This is a genomic window from Nonomuraea sp. ATR24, from assembly GCF_041950485.1.
Classification (GTDB): domain Bacteria; phylum Actinomycetota; class Actinomycetes; order Streptosporangiales; family Streptosporangiaceae; genus Nonomuraea; species Nonomuraea ceibae.
In genome coordinates this window covers 19,017-38,282 of record NZ_JBGNUU010000015.1, presented here as the reverse complement: position 1 = coordinate 38,282, position 19,266 = coordinate 19,017, and the positions used below count along the sequence as shown (strand labels likewise).

The following is a 19,266-nucleotide window of genomic DNA, read 5'->3' as shown; positions in this document are numbered from 1 at the left end:
CGCAACCTCCCGCGCGACCCTGCCGGCCAGAAGCCCACCCCCGGACGGCGGCGCGCCTCCGGGCGGTGGTGCACCCCCGGATGGTGGCGCACCTCCGGACGGTGGCGCACCTCCGGACAGGGGCGCGTCCCCGGACGGCGGCGCATCAAAGGGGCGCGTGGCATCGGCGAGCCTCAGGGCGTCGCCGCGGCGCGCGGTGTCGCCGGGTCGCCCGGAACCGGCAGGGGGCGTGGCTTCGCCCGCTTGCCCGGCTTCTGAAGAGCGCCCGGCGTCGGCGGGGGCCTCAGGGTCGGTGGGGGTCATGGGGTCACGATCCTTCCTGGGCGGGCGGGGGTGACCGTGTTGTCGCGGACCGCCACCTGGCCGGCGGTGACGACGAGGCGCAGGCCGGTGGGGGGCAGCAGCGGGTCGGTGTACGTGGCGCCGTCGGCGATCGTGGCGGGGTCGAACAGCACGAGGTCGGCGTGCGCCCCGTCGCGCACGACGCCGCGGTCGCGCAGCCCGAAGCGGGCCGCGGCCATCCCGGTCATCTTGTGCACCGCCTCCTCCAGCGTCACCAGCCCCTGCTCGCGCACGTACCGGCCGAGGACGCGGGGGAAGGTGCCGGCCAGGCGCGGGTGGGGGTGGCCGGGTTTGGGCACCCCGTCGGAGCCGATCATGGTGAACGGGCTCGCCAGCACCCGCTGGACGTCGTCCTCGCGCATGGAGTGGCTGATGATGGTGACCTCGCCGTCCTCCGACAGCAGCAGGTCGGCGGCCACGTCGACGGGGTCGCCGCCGAGGTCGGCGATGGTGCGGCCCTCGACGGCCGGGTTGCGGGGGGCGCAGGCGACGGAGATGCGGTCCCAGCCGCCGTTGCCGACGGTGTTCTCCCAGCCGGGCACGCCGTCGGCGATCGCGCGGCGCATCAGGTCGCGCTGGCCGGGGTCGGCCAGGCGGGTGAGCAGCGCGCGGGTGCCGCCGTCGTTGGCCCACGGCGGCAGCATGGCCGCCAGGGAGGTGCTCGCCTCGGTGTAGGGGTAGACGTCGCAGGTGACGTCCAGGCCCTGCTCGCGCAGCTCGGCGATCCGCGCCAGGGTGCGGACGGTCCTGCCCCAGGCGTGGCGGCCGGCGGTCTTGTGGTGGGAGACGTGCAGGGCCGCGCCGCTGCGGCGGGCGATCTCGACGGCCTCCTCCAGCGCCTCCTCCACGCGGGCCATCTCGTCGCGCAGGTGGGTGACGTACGGGCGGCCGTGGCGGGCGGCGACGGCGGCCAGGGCGACCACCTCGTCGGTGCCGCCGTAGGTGCCGGGGGTGTAGATGAGGCCGGTCGACAGACCGGTGGCTCCCGCGGCGAGGGCGTCGTCGAGCAGGCCGCGCATGACGTCCAGCTCGCGCGGGGAGGCGGGGCGGTCCTCGTAGCCGAGCACGCCCGCGCGCAGGGTGCCGTGGCCGACGAGGGAGCTGAGGTGGTTGGAGCGGGGGGCGGCCCGATGCGCCTCCGCAAACCCCTCGAAGTCCGGAAAAATCGGGACTCGTCCGCCGAAGGTGACCCGGCTCGACGCCCGCATCTCCGGCAGCCGCTCCGGCAGCCCCGGGAACAGCCCGGACCCGCAGTTGCCGCAGATCTCCGTCGTCACGCCCATCCGCACGGGCGCGACCGCCAGCTCCCACGCCTCCTCGCCCAGCAGCGTGACGGCGTCGGAGTGGGTGTGCACGTCGATGAACCCGGGCGCGACCACCAGCCCGGCCGCGTCCACGACCTCGGCCGCGTCCACGCGCCCGGCGGCGTCCACGCCCCCGGGCCCGCCGGTCGCGCCGGGACCGGCGGCGGCGCCGCGTTCGAGCACGGTGATCCGCCCGCCCGTCACGGCGACGTCCGCGCGGCGCGCCGGGGCGCCGGTGCCGTCGGCCAGCAGGCCGCCGGCGATCAGCAGGTCGGCGTTCACAGCACCTGCCCCAGGAACGCGCGGGTGCGCTCGTGCTGGGGGTCGGACAGCACGTCGCGTGGCGGCCCCTCCTCGACGATCATCCCGTCGTCCATGAACACCAGATGGTCGCCCGCCTCCCTGGCGAACCCCATCTCGTGCGTGACCACCACCATGGTGATCCCGCTCGTGGCCAGGTCCCGCATGACGCCGAGCACCTCCTGCACCAGCTCGGGGTCGAGCGCGCTGGTCGGCTCGTCGAACAGCATCACCTTCGGCTCCATCGCCAGGCTGCGCGCGATCGCGACCCGCTGCTGCTGGCCGCCCGAGAGCTGGGCGGGGTAGTGGTGGGCCCGGTCGGACAGGCCGACGCGTTCCAGCAGCGCGCCCGCCTGCTCGCGGGCCCGCTGCCGGGAGACGCCCTGCACGGTGCACGGCCCCTCCATCACGTTCTCCAGGGCCGTCATGTGCGGGAACAGGTGGAAGCGCTGGAACACCATGCCGATCTTGCGCCGCTGCCGGCACAGCTCGGCCGGCTTGAGCAGGTGCAGCTTCCCGCCCACCTCGCGGAAGCCCATGAGCTCGCCGTCCACCCAGATGCGGCCCGAGTCGATCGTCTCCAGCCGGTTCACGCACCGCAGCAGCGTCGACTTGCCGGACCCGGACGGCCCGACGACGCAGACCACGCCGCCCTCGGGCACGTCGAGGCTGACGCCCTTGAGCACCTCCAGCGACCCGAACCGTTTGCGCACCGAGCGCACGCTCACCATGACACTCATCGTCCGGCCTCCCCGCGGCTGAACCTCTTCTCCAGGAAGTGCTGGCCCACGCTCGCGACGGTGGTCAGCACCAGGTACCACACCGACGCCACGACCAGCAGCGCGATCACCTCGAAGTTGCCCAGGTAGATCCGCTGCGCCACGGTCAGCAGCTCGGCGCCCGCGATCACCGACACCATCGACGTCGTCTTGAGCATCGAGATGAACTGGTTGCCCGTCGGCGGGATGATCACCCGCATCGCCTGGGGCAGCACCACGCGGCGCAGGATCTGCCGGTGGGACATGCCCAGCGCCTCGGCCGCCTCCCGCTGGCCGGGGTCGACGGACCGGATGCCGGCCCGGACGATCTCCGCCATGTAGGCGCCCTCGTTGATCGTCAGGCCGAGCGCGGCCGCGATGAACGGGGTGATGAGCACGTTCGCCTGCCACTCGACGAGCATCGGCCCGCCGAACGGCACCCCGATGCCGATCACCGGGAACACCAGGCCGACGTTGAACCAGAAGATCAGCTGCACCAGCAGCGGCGTGCCCCGGAAGAACCACGTGTAGAGGCCGGCGGCGCCGCGCAGCACCGGGCTGTCCGACAGCTGCATCACCGCCGCGATCACGCCGAGCGCGACGCCGATCACCATCGACAGCACGGTGAGCGCGATCGTGACGAGCAGGCCGCTCAGGATCCTGGGGTCGAACAGGAACGCGACGATCACGTCCCAGTGCAGGTTCTCGTTGACGATGATCGTGTACGCGAGCCAGGCCAGCGCCAGCCCGGCCAGGGCGGCGGCGACCACCCTGCCGGGCCGGGGCGGGCGCACCGCGTCGATCGGCAGTTCCGTCACGACGCGCCCGTGTTGATCGTCACCTTGGGCAGGCCGTTGGCGGCCACGCCGTAGGTGTCGAGGATGGCCTTGTAGCCGCCGCTGTCCATCAGCTCCTGAAGGCCCTTGGCGACGGCGTCACGCAGGGCGGTGTCCTTCTTGTCCACCGCGATGCCCCACGGCCCGGCGTCGTACTGCTCGGACAGGACCTCGTACCTGCCGGTGTCCTTGGCGTACATGTGGCCGACGGGGGAGTCGACGATGGTGGCGACGGTGCGGCCGGAGTCGATCGTCAGCAGGCCGGTCGGCGCGTCCTCGCTCTGCAGGATCTCCATCTTCTTGTCGCACTTGTCGTTCTGGCGCATGCCGATGTCGAGGTTGGAGCTGCCCTTGGCCAGGACGACCTTCTTGCCGCACAGGTCGGCGAGGGTCTTGATGCCTTCGGGGTTGCCCTTCTTCACCAGGATCGAGCCGCCGGCCTGGAAGTAGTCGACGAAGTCGACCGCCTGGCGCCGCTGCTCGGTGTCGCTCATGGAGGACATGGCCAGGTCCCACCGGCCGGCCTGGAGGCCGGGGATGAGGCCGTCGAAGGCCGCGTTCGTCACCTGGGTCTTGAGCCCGAGCTGCTCGCCGATGGCCTTGGCCAGGTCGATGTCGACGCCCGTCAGCTCCTGGGTGCCGGGCTTGTACATCTCCATCGGCGGATAGCCCTCCGCCGTGGCGACCCGCAGCACGCCCGTCTTGCGGACGTCCTCGGGGACGAGATCCTTCGCGCTCTTGCCGGTGGTGGGGGGTACGGAGGGCGCCGCCGCGCCGGAGGTGGACCGGCCGCAGCCCGCGCTCAGCAGGGCGACCGCCGCCACTGCGATGACCAGGTGATTTCGCATGGCCGACATGGTGACGAGCGGCACACCCCGGCCCCAACGACCGTGACGGCTTACGGCTCTCAGCCACGAAAATTTCGATGCTTGTTGTGACAGAAGCGAAGGAACGGAACCAAAGTGATCGTTGTGACGTCTAAGGGCCGTGCGTCAAGCGAACCGGCCGAAGCATGCTCGCGGGGACGGCCGGCTGGCCGAGCTCGACCTCCTGCGGTTCATCGCCGCCCTCGCCGTGCTGGCCTTCCACTACCTGATCGCCTACGCCTCGGTCTGGGGTGACCGGCCGGCCGAGCTCTTCCCCGCCGTCGCCCCGATCGCCGGGCTGGGCATCCTCGGCGTGGAGCTGTTCTTCGTCATCAGCGGATTCGTCATCCTGATGAGCGTGTGGGGGCGGGGGCTCGGCGCGTTCGCCCGCTCCCGGCTGGTGCGGCTCTACCCGGCGTACTGGCTCAGCCTGATCGCCGTGGCGGCCTTCTACGGGCTGACCGCCGCCAAGCCGCTCAACCCAAAACTTTCGCCAGGCGACTACCTGGTGAACGCCACCATGTTCCAGCGGCTGTTCAAGGTCACGGACGCGACGGGCGTCTACTGGTCGCTGTGGGCAGAGCTCCGCTTCTACCTGCTCATCTCGATCCTGGTGATCGCGGGCGTCACGTACGGCCGCGTGCTGGCCTTCTCGGGCGTCTGGCTGGTGGCCGCGCTGGGCGCCGAGCTGCTGGGGAACCCGCTGCTCAACGAGATCGTCATGCCGCGGTACGCGCCCTACTTCATCGCCGGCATGTCGCTCTATCTCATCCACAAGCACGGCAGCGCCTGGCTTCCCTGGCTCTACGTGGCCGGGTCGTACGGGATGTCGCTGCACGCCGCGCTCGAACGCGTGCACGGCCGGATCGAGCTCGCCGGGTTCAGGAACATGCCCGTCAGCGACGTCAGCGTGATCATCACGGTCACGCTGATCTTCGTCGTCATGTCGCTGGTCGCGCTCGGGCTCATGCGGGTGCGGGCGCGCCCGGCGCTGACCGCGCTCGGGGCGACCACCTACCCGCTTTACCTGTTCCACTCCGTGGTCGCGGCGGCCCTGATCCCCCTGCTCGTCGGGGATCTGCCCCCGCTCGCGGTGGTCGCGGTGACCACGCTGGCGGCCGTCGCGCTGTCGTACGCGATCTACCTCTTTGCCGAACGGCCCATCCAGCGGCTACTCAAGCCCCGCAGAACTCCACAAAGCACAACAACTCCCGCCGTACAGGTTGAAAAGGCGTCGGTGCCATAACTCTGTGACCCCGGGGCACTGTGAAGGGCATAGGCTCGGGCATATAAACGGCGGATAGACAGATCCGGACGAACAGAGGGTGCGCATGACGGTGCGTCGGGTGATGGGCATCGAGACCGAGTACGGCATCTCCGTACCCGGTCAGCCAGGCGCCAACGCGATGGTGACCTCCTCCCAGGTCGTGAACGCCTACCTGGCGGCCTCGGCGGCCAGGGCACGCAGAGCGCGCTGGGACTTCGAAGAGGAGAACCCCCTGCGCGACGCCAGGGGCTTCGACCTCGCCCGCGAGGTCGCCGACCCCACCCAGCTCACCGACGAGGACCTCGGGCTGGCCAACGTCATCCTGACCAACGGCGCCCGGCTCTACGTCGACCACGCGCACCCCGAATACTCCACGCCGGAGTGCACCAACCCCCGCGCCGCGGTCATCTGGGACAAGGCGGGCGAGCGGGTGATGTACGACGCCGCCCAGCGGGCCGGCGCGATCCCCGCCAACGCCCCCATCCAGCTCTACAAGAACAACACCGACGCCAAGGGCGCCAGCTACGGCTGCCACGAGAACTACCTGATGCGCCGGGCCACCCCGTTCGCCGACATCGTCCGCCACCTGACGCCGTTCTTCGTCTCGCGGCAGGTCGTCGTCGGCGCCGGCAAGGTCGGCATCGGCCAGGACTCACGCGGCGAGGGCTTCCAGATCAGCCAGCGCGCCGACTTCTTCGAGGTCGAGGTGGGCCTGGAGACGACGCTCAAGCGGCCGATCATCAACACCCGCGACGAGCCGCACGCCGACCCGGAGAAGTACCGGCGGCTGCACGTCATCATCGGCGACGCCAACATGTCGGAAATCTCCACCTACCTGAAGCTGGGGTCGACGGCGCTCGTCCTCGCCATGATCGAGGAGGGCTTCCTCAGCCGCGACCTCGCCGTGGAGAACCCCGTGCAGTCCCTGCGCGCCGTCTCCCACGACCCGAGCTGCCGCTACGAGATCCCCATGCGCGACGGCCGCAAGCTCACCGCCGTCCAGCTCCAGATGGAATACCTGGAGCAGGCCCGCAAGTACGTCGAGGAGCGCGGCACCGCCCAGGACGAGATGAACAAGGACGTCCTCGACCGCTGGGAGTCGGTGCTCACCCGCCTCGCCGAGGACCCGATGCAGCTGTCCAAGGAGCTCGACTGGGTCGCCAAGCTGGAGCTGCTGGAGGGCTACCGCAGCCGCGACGGCCTCGCCTGGTCGCACCCCCGCCTGCAGCTCGTCGACCTGCAGTACTCCGACATCCGCCCCGACCGCGGCCTCTACAACCGCCTCGTGGCGCGCGGCCGCATGCAGCGCCTCATCACCGAGGACGAGGTCGAGCGCGCCGTCGAGAACCCGCCGACCGACACCCGCGCCTACTTCCGGGGCCGCTGCCTGCGCCAGTACAGCGACTCCGTGGCCGCGGCCTCCTGGGACTCGGTCATCTTCGACATCCCGGGCCGCGAGTCCCTCCAGCGTGTTCCCACGCTGGAGCCGCTGCGGGGCACCAAGCAGCACGTCGGCGAGCTGTTCGACCGCTGCCGCACCGCCGCCGACCTGGTCGCCGCCCTCACCGGCGGCGAGTGACCGCGGGCTCAGCCTTCCGGGCCGCTGCCCAGCACCTGCGCGAGCCCGTGCCGTCCGGAGACGCCGAGCTTGGCGTACACCCGGCCCAGGTGGTTGTTGACGGTCCGCAGCGACAGGCCGAGCCGGCCGGCGACCTCGCGGGCCGGCAGCCCGGCGGTGACCAGCTTGGCGACCTGGAGCTCCCGGGGCGTCAGCGACGCCTCGCTGCCCGTCAGGTCCGTCAGCGGCGTCCGCACGGCCCCGCACTCGGCGAGCCGCTCCCTGGCGAAGGCGAGCGCGGTCTTGGCCGCCGTGCGCCGCCCCGCCCTGGCGTGCAGCCGGTGCGCCGTCGCCGCCGCCTCGGCCGCGTGCAGCAGGTGGCCCGTGTGATACAGCGTCTCGGCCGCCGCCGTCAGCTGCCGGGCGTCGTCGGTGGCCAGCGCGGTGGACGCCCGCGCGAACGCCGCCGCCGCGGGCGCCGCCGTCTCCCCGGCGATCCGGTGCAGCCGGGCCGACACCTCCCTGGCCTCGCCGAAGCGCGCCGCGTCGAACAGCGCCAGCGCCTCGACCATCGGCGACTCGGCCTCCCGCGCCGCCTTGGCCGCCTGCATCGCGTGGTTCGCGGCGCCCAGCAGGTCGAGCGCGGCGGCGGCGGCCCACGCCCGGTTGCGCTCGATCCACGGGTCGAACAGCGCCCCCGGCGGCGGGGGACAGCCGTCCATCCGGCTGAGCCAGGCGTCGGCCTGCACCGTGTCACCCGCCATCGCGTACGCGCCCGCCAGCTCGGCCAGGTAGACGCCGCGCAGCCGCAGCGGGTCGTGCTCGCCGAGCAGCACGACGGCCTCGCGCAGCGCCTGCTGGGCCGGCGCCACCCGGCCCTGCGCCTTGGCCACGAAGCCGCGCACGACCGCCCACACGCCGACGACCGGCGCGGTCAGCTGGCCCTCGACGGCCTCCCGGTAGCCCGTCTCCACGTCCTCGGCGGCGGTGGTGAGCGCGCCTCCCAGCAGCAGCGCCAGGCAGCGGGCGGCGCCCACCTGGGCCCGCGCCCACGGCGACACCGCCCGGCCCGCCGAGGTGACCGCCACGCCGCGGGCGTACGCGGCCTCGGCCCGGTGGGTGTCGCCCATGAGCCCCGCCGCGAGCTGGACGGCCGTGGCGGCGCGCACCGCCGCCTCGGCGGGCAGCGGGTCGGCCGGCCCGAGCAGCGCCGTCCCGGCCGCCAGGGAGCGCCTGACGTGCCCGTCGAGCAGCATCGTCCAGGCCCGCACCGCCTCCGCGGCCCGCTCGCCGCCCGGGTCCTGCGGGTCCGGCGTGACCTGGCGGCGCCAGTAGCCGATCTTCTCGCGGAGGATCGCCCGGCGTCCGGCGCGTTCGGCGTCGCGGCACTGCTCGGCCGCCGGGAGCAGGCCCGCGGCGTCGGCGTGGCGTCCCTGGTGGCACAGGACCTCGGCCAGCGTGAGGGCCGCGTCCACGCCGCCCCCGGCGTCCAGCGAGGCGGTGGCCAGCCGTTCTGCGGCCTTCAGCTCCAGCCGTCCCGCGGTGCGCTGCGCGGCGTGCAGCAGCTCGCGCGCCGACGTGCCGAGACCGGCGTTGAGCCGCGCGACGGCCAGGTCGAGCGCGTCGTCCTCGCGGCGGCCCGGTAACGCGGCCAGCTCCCGGGCGAGCCGCCCCCAGATCGCCCGGGCCTGGGCGCGCGGCATGCGGGCGCGCAACACCTCGCCGTAGGCGGGGATCGTGAGCCGGGTGCGCTGCCGCGCCCCGCAGAGCTCTACCGTGACCAGCCCCTGCCGTTCGGCCTGCGCGACCGCGGCGGGCCCGGCCAGGCGTTCGAGCACCCGCTGGCCGAGCGGCTCCTGGCAGGCCAGGGTCTCCAGCACGCCCAGCACGGCCGGGTCGCCGACCTGCATCTGCGCCTCCAGGAGGTCGCCGAGCCGCCCCGTGACCCGCACCTGCTCGCCCAGGTGCCACAGGCCGTCGACGCGGTGCAGCACCGCGCCCTCCAGCCCGGACTGCACCAGCTCGCGCAGCACCAGCGGGTTCCCGGCCGACAGGCGGCGCAGCGTGCGCCGGGTGACGGCGTCCAGCGGCCCGCCGAGCGCGCGTTCGAGCAGCGTGTCGACGTCGTGGTCGGCGAGCGGGCGCAGCTCGACGCGCCGGGCCAGCCGTTCCTTCCACAGCGCGGTCACCACGTCGGGCGCGGGCTGCCCCTGCCGGGCGGTGAGCAGCACGAAGGCGCGCGTGTGCAGGGCGAGCCGGTGGACGAGCGCGGCCGAGACGCTGTCGAGCAGGTGGGCGTCGTCCACGACGAGCACCGGGCGCTCGGCGGCGGGGGCGCTGAAACGCTCCACGATCCGGTCGAAGACCACCCGGGTGCCGTGTGCCGCGCAGTCGCTCAGCGGCGCGAGGTGGAGCAGCGCGCCCAGCGGGATCGCCGCGGCGGCGGCGGTGGCGCCGGCCCAGGCCACCGGATGTCCCGCCGAGGCCAGCCGGGCGAGCGCCTCCGCGGCCAGCCGGGTCCGGCCGGCCCCCGGCGGCCCCACGACCACCACGCCGCGCACCTCCGCCCGCGCCGCCGCCTCCGTGGTGGTGCGCAGCGCGGTGGCGCGTCCGACGAACGGCCATGCGTTCCTGGGGAGTGCGTCGTGCGGACGGCTGGCTCCCATGTCGTCCTTTCAGAGTGAGTCGTGCCAGGAAGCAAGGGGCCGGGAGGGTGGGGGTGCCGGTGGGGGAGTGATCACTTCCGCCTTCCCTGAGAACAAACGGCAAAACGGAGTGATCGTGACATAGCTCTTAGTGGACGTAAAGATCGCTCTCGTATGTGGAAAGAGACCCGCCGTCACACCGCCTGGTGACGGCGCCGCGGCCCGGCCGTCACGGCCCCAGCAGGTCGTCGGCGAGCGCCAGCAGGCGCACCGCCGTCGCGTCGGGCGGCCGCGAGGACGCCGACAGGCGCTCGCCGATCCGGCGCAGCAGGTCGCGCGGATCGGCCGGCGGCTCGGCGCGCCGCCCGGCCCGGATGCGCAGCAGCAGCTCCAGGGCGCAGGCCGCCTGGGTGGCGAACAGCCCGAGCAACTCCATGTCGTCCAGCTCGCTGCGCGAGGCCGTGCGGTCCAGCACCTCCAGGACGCCGACGCACTCCTCGAAGCGGATCAGCGGCGCCGCCATGATCGTGCGCGGCACGTACCCGGTGGACTCGGCGGCGTCGCGGGCGAACGGCGCGACCTCCGCCACGTCGTCCGCGACCATCGGCTGCCCGCTCGCCGCCACCCAGCCGGCGATCCCCGTCCCGGCCGGGAACCGGCTGCCGACCAGCTCCTTCTCGCCCTCGCCCGACACCGCCTCGAAGATCAGGTCGCCGGTCTCCGGCTCCACCAGGAAGATGGAGGCGGCGGCGGCGCCGAACATGTGCCGGGCCACTTCAACGACCGACTGCAGCAGCCGGCGCTCGGTGCCGTCGATGTCGTCAGGAGACATGGGCCTCTCCGCTGTGAGTCAGGGTGTTGTCGGCTGCCAGATAGAGCACGGTCTTGAGCTGGAACGGCGTCAGCCACGGATGCTTGCCCAGGATGAGCGCGCAGATGCCGGTGATGTGCGGGGCCGCGAAGCTGTTGCCGGTGCTGCGGATCTCCCGGCCGCCCGGCCACGCGACGGGCACCTTGACGCCGCGCGCGTGGAACTCCGCGGGCGGCGCCGGGTTGTAGTAGTACGTCATCGGGTCGGGCAGGTCGTGGCTGGCCACCGAGACCACCGAGGAGAACGTCCACGGGTAGCTGAGCACGGGCATGTTGTGCGCGGCGGCCACGAGCAGGCAGCGCCGGAAGTAGGCGCGGTCGGCCAGCTCGTGCAGCGACTCGCGGAAGCCGGACCTGGTCGTCGACAGGCTGAGGTTGACCAGGTCGAAGCCCTCCTCGATGGCCCAGCTCAGCCCGGCCACGAGCGCGTCGCCGGAGCCGGTCTTCCCGTCGGTGAGCACCCGCACCGAGGTGAGCGACACGCCGGGGGCGATCGACCGGATCACCCCGGCGCAGGCGGTGCCGTGCCCGGCCGGGTCGGCGGGTTCGCACTCGGCCACGACCGGCCTGCCGTCGTCCCCGCCGACGACGTGCAGCGACCGCTCCAGCCCGCCGATCCTCGGATGGTCGGCGGCCACGCCGGTGTCCAGCACGCACACCCGTACACCCGAGCCGTCGGACCCGCCCCACGCCCACTCCTTGCTCACCCCCGACAGCGGGCTGACGTCGAAGGGCTCGGGGGACTGCCGCCGGGTGGACAGGCCCCACGCGGGCACCCCGGGGAACTGGGCGGGCCGGTCCCTGCGCCAGGGCGGCGTCATGGTCATGGCTCCTCCCACCAGTCGCGGATCCTGCGGGCGGGCAAGCTCGCTCCTTTCGTGAGGTACGCCTCGATCGCCGCGCGGGCGGCGGCGGCCGGGTCGCGCCCGGCGGCCCGGTCGGCCCTGGCGAGGTCGGCCAGGACGTCGCCGCGCAGGCAGGGGTCGTCGGTAGAGCCGAGCAGCGCCCGCGCGCGGGCGGCGGCGCGGGCCGCCTCCTCGTGGGCGCCGCCGAGCGCCGCGATCAGCGCCCGGGTCGCGGCGGCGCTCACCTCGCCGCGCAGCTGCCGGGGGCCGCCGCCGTCCGCAAGCCGCGCCAGCTCGGCGGCGGCCCGATCAGCGTCCCCCGCCCGCAGGGCCTCGCGCGCCGCGTAGACCTCCAGGGTGGCGGCGGGCGCCCCGTGACCGGCGGCGCGCAGCGCGGCGGCGACCCGGCGGAACCGGTCCCCGGCGCTCTCGTGGTCGCCGGCCAGCGACTCGGCCAGCCCCCGCACCTGCGCGACCGCGAGCGCGGGCAGCCCCAGGTGCAGGTCGGCGGCGTGCCGGTCGGCCGTGTCGAGCGCCTCGCGGGCGGCCTCCAGCTCGCCGGCGAGCGCGAGCAGCCGCGCCCGGGTGGCGAGCACCGGGACCAGCAGTGCGCGGTCGCCGGCGAAGCGGTCCAGCAGGCCGGCGCAGAGCGCCAGCCCCTCCGGGACCGGCGCCGGCGACCACTGCACCAGCTCGCACAGCCCGCCCAGCAGCCGGTCCTCCTCGTACGTGTCACCCATCGCCCGCGCCCGGCCGAGCCCGTCGCGCAGCGCCCGGTCCGCCGCGCCGAACCGGCCTTCCTCGATGCGGGCCAGGGCTTCGAGCTGGTGGAAGCGGCACCAGCTCAGCTCGTCGCCGGGGTCGAGCGCCAGCCGTTCGCGCAGCGGCGGCAGCCGGGGCCCGCGGGCGCCGGCGCGCAGGGCGAGGATCTCGCGCTGGATCGCGCAGGTGAGCGCGGTGCGCGGGTCGTCGGGAGCGAGCTCCCCGGCGCGGTCCAGCGCCTCGGCGGCCCGGTCGCCCTCGCCCCTGGCCAGCCGGGCGTCGCTGATGCGGACGGCCAGCGACCGGTGCTCGTCCCGGCCCGGCGGCAGCATCTCCCGGCCGCGTTCCAGCAGCGCGATCGCCGCCGGCAGGTCCTTGCGGCGCAGCGCCCGGGAGCCGTCCCTGATGAGCGAGCCGGCGGCCCGGTCGGTCAGCTCGGGCAGCAGCGGGTCGCCCGGCCGCACCTCGCGGGTGAGCCGGCAGGCGGCCAGCAGGTGCAGGCTGACGTCCGCCTGGCCGGGGCCGGGGAAGGGCGCGTCCTCCGGGGTGCCGCCCGTGTGGCCGCCCGTGTGGCCGCCCGCCCGGACGGCCAGCTTCCGGTGCCAGTCCGCCCGCGCGTGCTTGCTGGTCAGCGCGTAGACGGTCTCCCGGGTGAGCGTCTGCGTGAACTCGTACGCGCCCGGGAGCGCGCCGGGCCGGATCAGCCGGTCGTCGCGCAGCCGCCGCAGCGACGCCCGCACCGCGTCGGGCCCGGCGCCGAGCAGCTCCGCCACCAGCTCCTCGGTGAACGCCTGGCCGATGGTCGCGGCCCGTTCCAGCACGTCGCGGTCGGCCTCGTCCAGCCGGTCCAGCCGGGCGCCGAGCAGCGCCTGGATGGTGGGCGGCAGCGAGGAGCCGCCCTCGGCCAGCGTCTCCAGCATCAGCTCGGCGAACAGCGGGTTGCCGTCCGAGCCGTACGTCACCCGGTCGAGGACGTCGTCATGTACGGCGACCGCCGTGTCGTGGGCGACCACCTCGGCGCGGCCGGCGCGCAGGGCGGCGAGCTCGGCGACCAGCCGGGCCATGTCCGGCCGGCCCAGCGGGCCGAGCTCCAGCGACAGGGCGCGCACCACGCCCGCCCCCCACGCGGGCCGCGTCCGGCACAGCTCCGGCCGGGCCACGCAGACGAGCAGGACCGGCACCCGGGCCAGCCACGCCGCGCAGTCCTCGATCAGGTCGAGCAGCGTCGGCTCGGCCCACTGCAGGTTGTCCAGCACCACCACGAGCGGGCCGCGCCGGGCCAGCACCTCGAACAGCGACCGCACCGCCCGCGCGATCTCCGCCACCCCGGCGGTGTCGAGCTCGCCGGGCTCCCCGGTGCCCGCCAGCCCGCGCAGCACCCGCGCGCTCTGCGGGCCGAGCATCGCGGCGACGGCCGGCCAGCCGCCGTTCAGCGCCTCCAGCATCTCCGCGATCGGCCGGTAGGTGGCGCCGATGCCGTAGGAGGGGCACCGGCCGGTCAGCACGCTCACGCCGTCGGGCAGCCGGTCCAGGAACTCCCTGACCAGCCGCGACTTGCCGATGCCGGGCGCGCCGAGCACGGTCGCCATGCCGCACCGCCGGTCGGCCAGCACGCGTTCGTGCAGCAGCGTGAGCCCGCGCAGCTCCTCGGCCCGGCCGGCCAGCGGCACCGCGCCGGGCTCCGGCTCGTCCCGGTCGGGCTCCACCCCGGCCAGCCGCCAGGCGCGCACCGGCTCCCGCTTGCCCTTGAGGCTGAGCGGCGGAACCTCCTCCAGCAGGGCGTGCCGCCGTACCAGGTGGGCGACGTCGTCCCCGACGAGGATCTCCCCGGGCGCCGCGGCCGACTGCAGACGGGCCGCCGTGTTGACCGGGTCGCCGATCACCCGCACGCCCGGCCCCGCGCCGTCGGCCACCATCACCTCGCCGAACGCGACCCCGCAGTGCGCGTCCAGCCGCACCCCCTCCCGCGCGGCGGCCACCGAACCCGCACCCGTGCCCAGCTCGGCGCTCAGCTCGGCGCCCAGCCGGTGCACCTCGGCCATCGAGTCGCGCGCCGCCAGCACCGCCCGCAGCGCGTCGTCCTCCCGGCTCACCGGCACGCCGAACACCGCCATGATCGCGTCACCGATGTACTTCTCCACGACGCCGCCGTGCTCGGTGATCCGCGCCCGGCAGGCGGCGTAGTAGCGGTCCAGGACCCGCATGAGCAGCTCCGGGTCCAGGCGCTCGGCCAGCTCCGTCGACCCGACCATGTCGATGAACAGGACCACGACGTTGCGGCGCGCAGGCCGCGGCCCCCGTGCGCTCATACGAGCTTGAGCTCCTGTCCTTCGACCTCGCCGGCGACCTCGTCCAGACGCTTCTTGATCGAGTTCAGCAGCGCGACCTCCGGCTCGGTGAGCTCGGCGAACACCCGCCGCTGCCGCTCGTCGAGCAGGTCGATGGGATGGCCGGCCGCCCGCAGGAGCGAGAGCGCGTCGAACACACCCGATCCGGTACCGCTCATCAGCTCTTCCCCTCGTCCGCCGAACGACCGCGCCCTGACACCCAGGCTGAAACGGGACACCGCCGATCGCAAGAGATCGGGAACCCCACGATCGTGGGGTCTCGCCGGTCCAGGTCACCGCCGGTAGAGCCCACGTTTGTGGGGTTGTGCCACCCTCTCGTGACCGGCTCATACTCGACCTGCAACGCATCACCAACACGGAGAGGTGAGGGCATGGCCTTCGATCCGAAGGAAGCTCTGCGCGAGGCCGGGATCATCAACGACCCGATCGCCGCTGAGGTCGAGGAGGCGTTCGCCACCTTGACCAAGGAAGAAACCGACCTGCTCATCTCGCTCAAGGACAAGATCCCGGCCACGCTGCCCGAGGTTCTGTCGGGCGAGCAGTGGGCCAGGCCGGAGGTCGAGGTCCACTCGATCGAGGCCGACGCCAAGTGCATGTGCGGGGCCTGGTCCGGCTCCGGGTCCGGGGCCGTGGCGAACTAGGCGCGGCCGACGCCGGCTGTCGCGTACGCGGCTCCGGGCCGCAGGCCGCCGGGCCTGGCCCGGGGCCGCACCTGCCGCTGAGAGCGTGAAGGGGAATGATGTCTGGGAAGCTGGCCCGGAACCACTCGCTGTTCGACGTACCGGAAGACCTGACCTACTTCGTGCACGATGGGGACTACCTGGTCATCAATCCGCTGTCGGGTGGCCGGTGCGTCCTGGACGCGCGGGAGTTCGGCGTCCTGCGGGCCCTGGCCCGTCCGGGCGGACGGCTGGAGGAGACCGAGGAGACCGACCGGCTCCTCGCCAAGCTCATCCTGAGCTGGATCGTCTACTACAACGGGAACCGGCCTCGGGTCACGATGTCGGAGCCGCGGCTCAGCCAGGTCTACTACGCCATCACCGACGGCTGCAACCTGCGCTGCCCGTACTGCTACGCCTCCTCGGAGAAGTGCCTGCCGGGCGAGCTCACCACCGAGGAGTCGCTGGCGCTGGTCACCCAGGTGGCCGAGTTCGGCGCCTCCACCATGATCTTCACCGGTGGCGAGCCGATGCTGCGCAAGGACCTGTTCCAGATCGTCCAGCACGCCAACGACAGCGGCCTGACCTCGAACATCATCACGAACGCCACGATGATCCGGACCCCGGGGATCGCCCGGCGCTTCGCGGACCTGTTCGGCACCGTCACGGTGAGCGTCGACGGCGCCACGGCCGAGACGCACGACCGCACCCGGGGCGCGGGCTCGTTCGACAAGACCCACCGGGCGCTGCGGATGCTCAACGACGCCGGCGTGGTGCCCCTCATCAACCACCTGGTCACCTCCGACAACGTCGACCAGCTCGAGGACTTCGCCACCTTCATGGAGGGCATCGAGGTCCGCGACATCCGGCTGATGTACCACAACAACCTGGGCCGGGGCGTCGACGACGAGTTCGAGTTCGGGTGGGAGGACCACCTGCGCATCCAGCGCATCACCTGGACCTCGCCCGCGGCCGGACGGCTCCTGCCGGACGGGCCCAAGCCGCTCCAGCGGTGCGCCGTGCGCGGCAACTGCGGGATGGGCGGCAACGAGATCTACATCAACTCGCTGGGCGACGTCTACCCGTGCAAGCTCGTCACCGAACCGGGCCACCTGGCGGGCAACGTGCGCCGCCAGTCGCTGTCGGAGATCTTCGGCGCCCCGCTGCTGTACGACATGCGGACGAGCTCGGTGTACGGCGGCGACTACCACGCCGACTGCGAGAAGTGCTACATCAAGGCGTCCTGCGGCGGAGGCTGCCGGGCCGCCCACATGTCCGAATCGGGCGACCTGCGGCGCAACAGCCGCCACCAGTGCCGGATCCTGCGGCACGGCATCGCCACCCAGCTGTGGCTGGAGTCGGGGATCAAGCCGGCCGAGCTGGCCCGCGACCCCGAGATGACGACGCCGCGCCTGGTGGCGAGCGACGCCGTGCACCCGGTCTTCGACGACTGGAAGACCTACGTACGACCCTCGCCCGGCGCCGTCCGCGTCGGCGAACTGCTTCCCATCACGCCCGTTTAGAGGAGGTGGAGTGTGTCACTCCAGATCAGCGACGCTGTGATATGGCAGGAGACCGCCGGAGGCATCTCGCTGTACCACACCGAGTCCGGGGACTTCCACAGCTTGAACGAGACGGCTTCGCGGATCTGGACGCTCGTCGCCGACAAGGGTGAACGCGAGGCGATCGTCTCGGAGCTGTCCCAGCAGTTCTCCGGAGGCAGCGTCGCCGTGAGCGTCCGCATCGTGAAGGACGTGCAGGCGTTCCTCGGCACCATGATCGAGCAGGGGCTGATCGAAGAGCGCCCGGCGCTTTCATGACGCGGGCGCTCGTCCTCGGCGGCGGCCTGGCCGGTGTGCTGGCCGCCGCCGTGCTCGCCCGGCACGCCGGCGAGGTGCTGCTGGTCGAGGGCGACCACTACCCGTCCGGCCCGCTGCCGAGGCGCGGGCTGCCGCAGTCACGGCACAGCCACGTGCTGGTGAGCGGCGGCGCCCGGGCGCTGGACGAGCTGCTGCCCGGCACGGTGGCGGAGCTGCTGGCGCGCGGCGCGCAGCGGCGCGGCCTGCCCGGCGACGCCCTGGTGCTCGCCGCGCAGGGCTGGTTCCGGCGGCTCGACACCGGCGCCTGCCTCCTGTCGTGCGGGCGCGGGCTGCTCGACCAGGTGGTGCGCGAGCGGGCGCTGCCCGGCGTCACCGTCCTGACCGGCACGCGGGCGCTCGGCCTGGCGGGCGACCGGCGGCGCGTCACCGGCGCCGTCGTCGAGACCGCGGGCGGCGGGACGCGGACGATCACCGCCGCGCTCGTCGTGGACGCGACGGGCCGCAGGTCGAAGGCGCCCGGCTGGCTCCGGGCGATCGGCGCGCCGGCCGTCGAGGAGGTCACGGTCTCCTCCGGGCTGGCGTACTCCACCCGCCACTACCGGGCCCCGGACGGGCTGGCCGAAGGCATGCCCGCCGTCATGCTGCACCCGCGCCCGGCGCCGGGACGGCCCGGCCAGGGCGCGACCCTGTTCCCGGTCGAGGACGGCCGCTGGATCGTCACCCTCACCGGCACCCGGGGCGGCGAGCCGCCGGTGGACGAGGGGGGCTTCACCGCCTTCGCCCGCGCGCTGCGCGACCCGCTCGTCGCCGACCTCATGGCGGCCGCCACCCCGCTGGGCGGCGTCCGCCCGTACCGCGACACCGCCAACCGCAGGAGGTTCTTCGAGCGGGCCGCGCTGCCCGGCGGCTTCCTCGCGATCGGCGACGCGGTGTGCGCGCTCAACCCCGTCCACTCGCACGGCATGTCGGTCGCCGCGCTGGGCGCGCTGCGGCTGGCGGCCGAGCTGGCCCGCCACGGCGCCGACCCGGACGCCTTCCCGGCGGTGCAGAGCGCCGTGGCGGCGCAGGCGGAGACGTCCTGGCGGCTCGCGCTCGCCCAGGACCGGCCACGCGACGACGGGGCGCGGGAGGCGAGCGCGTTCCAGCGGGAGATCCTCGCCCGCAGGTCGCGGGCCCTGCTGAGCAGCCCCGAGCTGGCCGCCGGGTTCTTCCGCGCCCAGGCGCTCCTCCCGCCGCCCGCCCAGGACGGCGCGGCGGTGGCGCGGGCGCTGACCGGCGAGCCGGAGCCACTGCTCACCACGGAGGAGGCCGTCGCCCAGCACCCGGCCCTGCACGCCTGGTGGGCTACCCACGCCCGAGCAGGCGGTGAACCGATTCGCCGGTGATGACCCCCGACTCGTAGGCGATGCCCACCGCGTGCGCCCGGTTGGCCGCCGACAGCTTGGCCAGGATGCGCGCCAGGTGCGAGCGGACCGTTCCAGTGCCGATGCCGAGCCGGCCCGCGATGCCCGCGTTCGACAGGCCGGCCGCGACGAGGGCCAGCACCTCGGCCTCGCGGCGGGTCAGCGCCGCCGGCCGCCGGTCGGCTCGCGGGATGACGGCGGAGATGCGGTCGCGCAGCCGGGTGACCATCGAGCTGGAGATGAACGTGTGCCCGGCGGCGACCAGCCGGATCGCGGGCACGATCTCCTCCAGCAGCGACTCGCGGTGCACGAACCCGCCCGCGCCGCCGCGCAGCGCCCGCCCGAGGAGCTGCTCGTCCAGCACGTCCGAGACCACCACCACCCGGGTCCGCTTCCTCGCCTGGGCGGCCATGGCCAGCGCCGACTCCTGGCCGTCGGGCTGGCGCAGCGCCGCGTTCACCACCGCCACCCGGGGCTGGAAACGGGCCGCCTGCTCGCACAGCCGGTCGGGGTCGCCGCTCTCGCCCAGGACGCGGATGCCGTTGCCCACGTGCAGCACGCTCCTGAGCCTGGCGCGCACCGCCCGGTCGGGCTCGCCCACGACGACCCGCAGCGCGGGCGCCGTCTCGCCCGCCTGCCTCACGTCCACCGGTGTGCCACCTGACCATTCCGAGTTCGGGCGC

The 19,266-nt window shown here is 73.9% G+C and carries 16 protein-coding genes; 6 read left to right on the top strand and 10 right to left on the bottom strand.

Translation table 11 applies throughout. The annotated features are described in order from the left end of the window. Positions 1 to 299 precede the first annotated feature (299 nt). From ACBI99_RS31055 to ACBI99_RS31040, 4 genes are read right to left on the bottom strand one after another with little or no spacing between them, the layout of a single operon-like run. Positions 300 to 1,928 carry an amidohydrolase family protein gene (locus tag ACBI99_RS31055; protein ID WP_219514683.1) on the bottom strand — a complete coding sequence of 543 codons (1,629 nt, stop codon included), beginning with the start codon at positions 1,926 to 1,928 and terminating at the stop codon, positions 300 to 302. Then, a complete protein-coding gene (locus ACBI99_RS31050; RefSeq protein WP_281427413.1) occupies positions 1,925 to 2,686 on the bottom strand; it encodes an amino acid ABC transporter ATP-binding protein in 762 nt (253 codons plus the stop codon). The genes ACBI99_RS31055 and ACBI99_RS31050 overlap by 4 nt, the downstream gene beginning before the upstream one ends. Next, entirely contained in the window at positions 2,683 to 3,522 is an 840-nt protein-coding gene (locus ACBI99_RS31045; RefSeq protein WP_219514681.1) for an amino acid ABC transporter permease, read from the bottom strand. The genes ACBI99_RS31050 and ACBI99_RS31045 overlap by 4 nt, the downstream gene beginning before the upstream one ends. Continuing rightward, positions 3,519 to 4,388: an ABC transporter substrate-binding protein gene (locus ACBI99_RS31040; RefSeq protein ID WP_246646524.1), complete on the bottom strand. Its 870-nt coding sequence runs from the start codon at positions 4,386 to 4,388 to the stop codon at positions 3,519 to 3,521. The genes ACBI99_RS31045 and ACBI99_RS31040 overlap by 4 nt, the downstream gene beginning before the upstream one ends. Positions 4,389 to 4,527: 139 nt before the next feature. Between ACBI99_RS31040 and ACBI99_RS31035 the strand changes: the two genes are divergently transcribed. Both ACBI99_RS31035 and dop read left to right on the top strand, forming a co-directional pair. After that, on the top strand, positions 4,528 to 5,652 hold the full coding sequence (locus ACBI99_RS31035) for an acyltransferase (RefSeq protein ID WP_219514673.1): 1,125 nt from the start codon (positions 4,528 to 4,530) through the stop codon (positions 5,650 to 5,652). A gap of 85 nt (positions 5,653 to 5,737) precedes the next feature. Beyond that, positions 5,738 to 7,252 (top strand): depupylase/deamidase Dop, encoded by a 1,515-nt coding sequence (dop, locus tag ACBI99_RS31030; protein ID WP_246646523.1) that lies wholly within the window; start codon positions 5,738 to 5,740, stop codon positions 7,250 to 7,252. Between the two features lie 8 nt (positions 7,253 to 7,260). On the opposite strand, the gene ACBI99_RS31025 is transcribed toward dop, so the two are convergent. From ACBI99_RS31025 to ACBI99_RS31005, 5 genes are all read right to left on the bottom strand, one after another. Next, positions 7,261 to 9,897, bottom strand: coding sequence for a LuxR family transcriptional regulator (locus ACBI99_RS31025; protein WP_219514666.1), 2,637 nt, complete (start codon positions 9,895 to 9,897; stop codon positions 7,261 to 7,263). A gap of 208 nt (positions 9,898 to 10,105) precedes the next feature. Further along, a complete protein-coding gene (locus ACBI99_RS31020) occupies positions 10,106 to 10,708 on the bottom strand; it encodes a GAF domain-containing protein (protein ID WP_219514664.1) in 603 nt (200 codons plus the stop codon). Further along, positions 10,698 to 11,573, bottom strand: coding sequence for a S8 family serine peptidase (locus ACBI99_RS31015; RefSeq protein WP_375074119.1), 876 nt, complete (start codon positions 11,571 to 11,573; stop codon positions 10,698 to 10,700). The genes ACBI99_RS31020 and ACBI99_RS31015 overlap by 11 nt, the downstream gene beginning before the upstream one ends. Next, positions 11,570 to 14,662, bottom strand: a complete 3,093-nt coding sequence (locus ACBI99_RS31010) for an AAA family ATPase (protein WP_375074118.1) — start codon at positions 14,660 to 14,662, stop codon at positions 11,570 to 11,572. Before ACBI99_RS31010 ends, ACBI99_RS31015 begins: the two co-directional genes overlap by 4 nt. Further along, a complete protein-coding gene (locus ACBI99_RS31005; RefSeq protein ID WP_219517448.1) occupies positions 14,659 to 14,859 on the bottom strand; it encodes an aroma-sacti cluster domain-containing protein in 201 nt (66 codons plus the stop codon). The genes ACBI99_RS31010 and ACBI99_RS31005 overlap by 4 nt, the downstream gene beginning before the upstream one ends. A gap of 213 nt (positions 14,860 to 15,072) precedes the next feature. Here ACBI99_RS31005 and ACBI99_RS31000 point away from each other — a divergent pair, with 213 nt between their 5' ends. The 4 genes from ACBI99_RS31000 (at position 15,073) to ACBI99_RS30985 (ending at position 18,565) form a co-directional block, all read left to right on the top strand. Then, a complete protein-coding gene (locus ACBI99_RS31000; RefSeq protein WP_219517446.1) occupies positions 15,073 to 15,342 on the top strand; it encodes a StsA-related sactipeptide RiPP in 270 nt (89 codons plus the stop codon). Positions 15,343 to 15,437: 95 nt separating this feature from the next. Further along, positions 15,438 to 16,883, top strand: coding sequence for a StsB family radical SAM/SPASM domain sactipeptide maturase (stsB, locus tag ACBI99_RS30995; protein ID WP_375074117.1), 1,446 nt, complete (start codon positions 15,438 to 15,440; stop codon positions 16,881 to 16,883). A gap of 12 nt (positions 16,884 to 16,895) precedes the next feature. Continuing rightward, the gene (locus ACBI99_RS30990; protein WP_219517442.1) at positions 16,896 to 17,180 is read left to right on the top strand and encodes a PqqD family protein; all 285 of its coding nucleotides are present in this window, start codon (positions 16,896 to 16,898) and stop codon (positions 17,178 to 17,180) included. Next, positions 17,177 to 18,565 (top strand): NAD(P)/FAD-dependent oxidoreductase, encoded by a 1,389-nt coding sequence (locus ACBI99_RS30985; RefSeq protein ID WP_375074116.1) that lies wholly within the window; start codon positions 17,177 to 17,179, stop codon positions 18,563 to 18,565. Before ACBI99_RS30990 ends, ACBI99_RS30985 begins: the two co-directional genes overlap by 4 nt. Here ACBI99_RS30985 and ACBI99_RS30980 read toward each other — a convergent pair. Then, on the bottom strand, positions 18,525 to 19,232 hold the full coding sequence (locus tag ACBI99_RS30980; protein WP_219517439.1) for a response regulator transcription factor: 708 nt from the start codon (positions 19,230 to 19,232) through the stop codon (positions 18,525 to 18,527). The genes ACBI99_RS30985 and ACBI99_RS30980 overlap by 41 nt on opposite strands. Between the last annotated feature and the right edge of the window lie 34 nt (positions 19,233 to 19,266).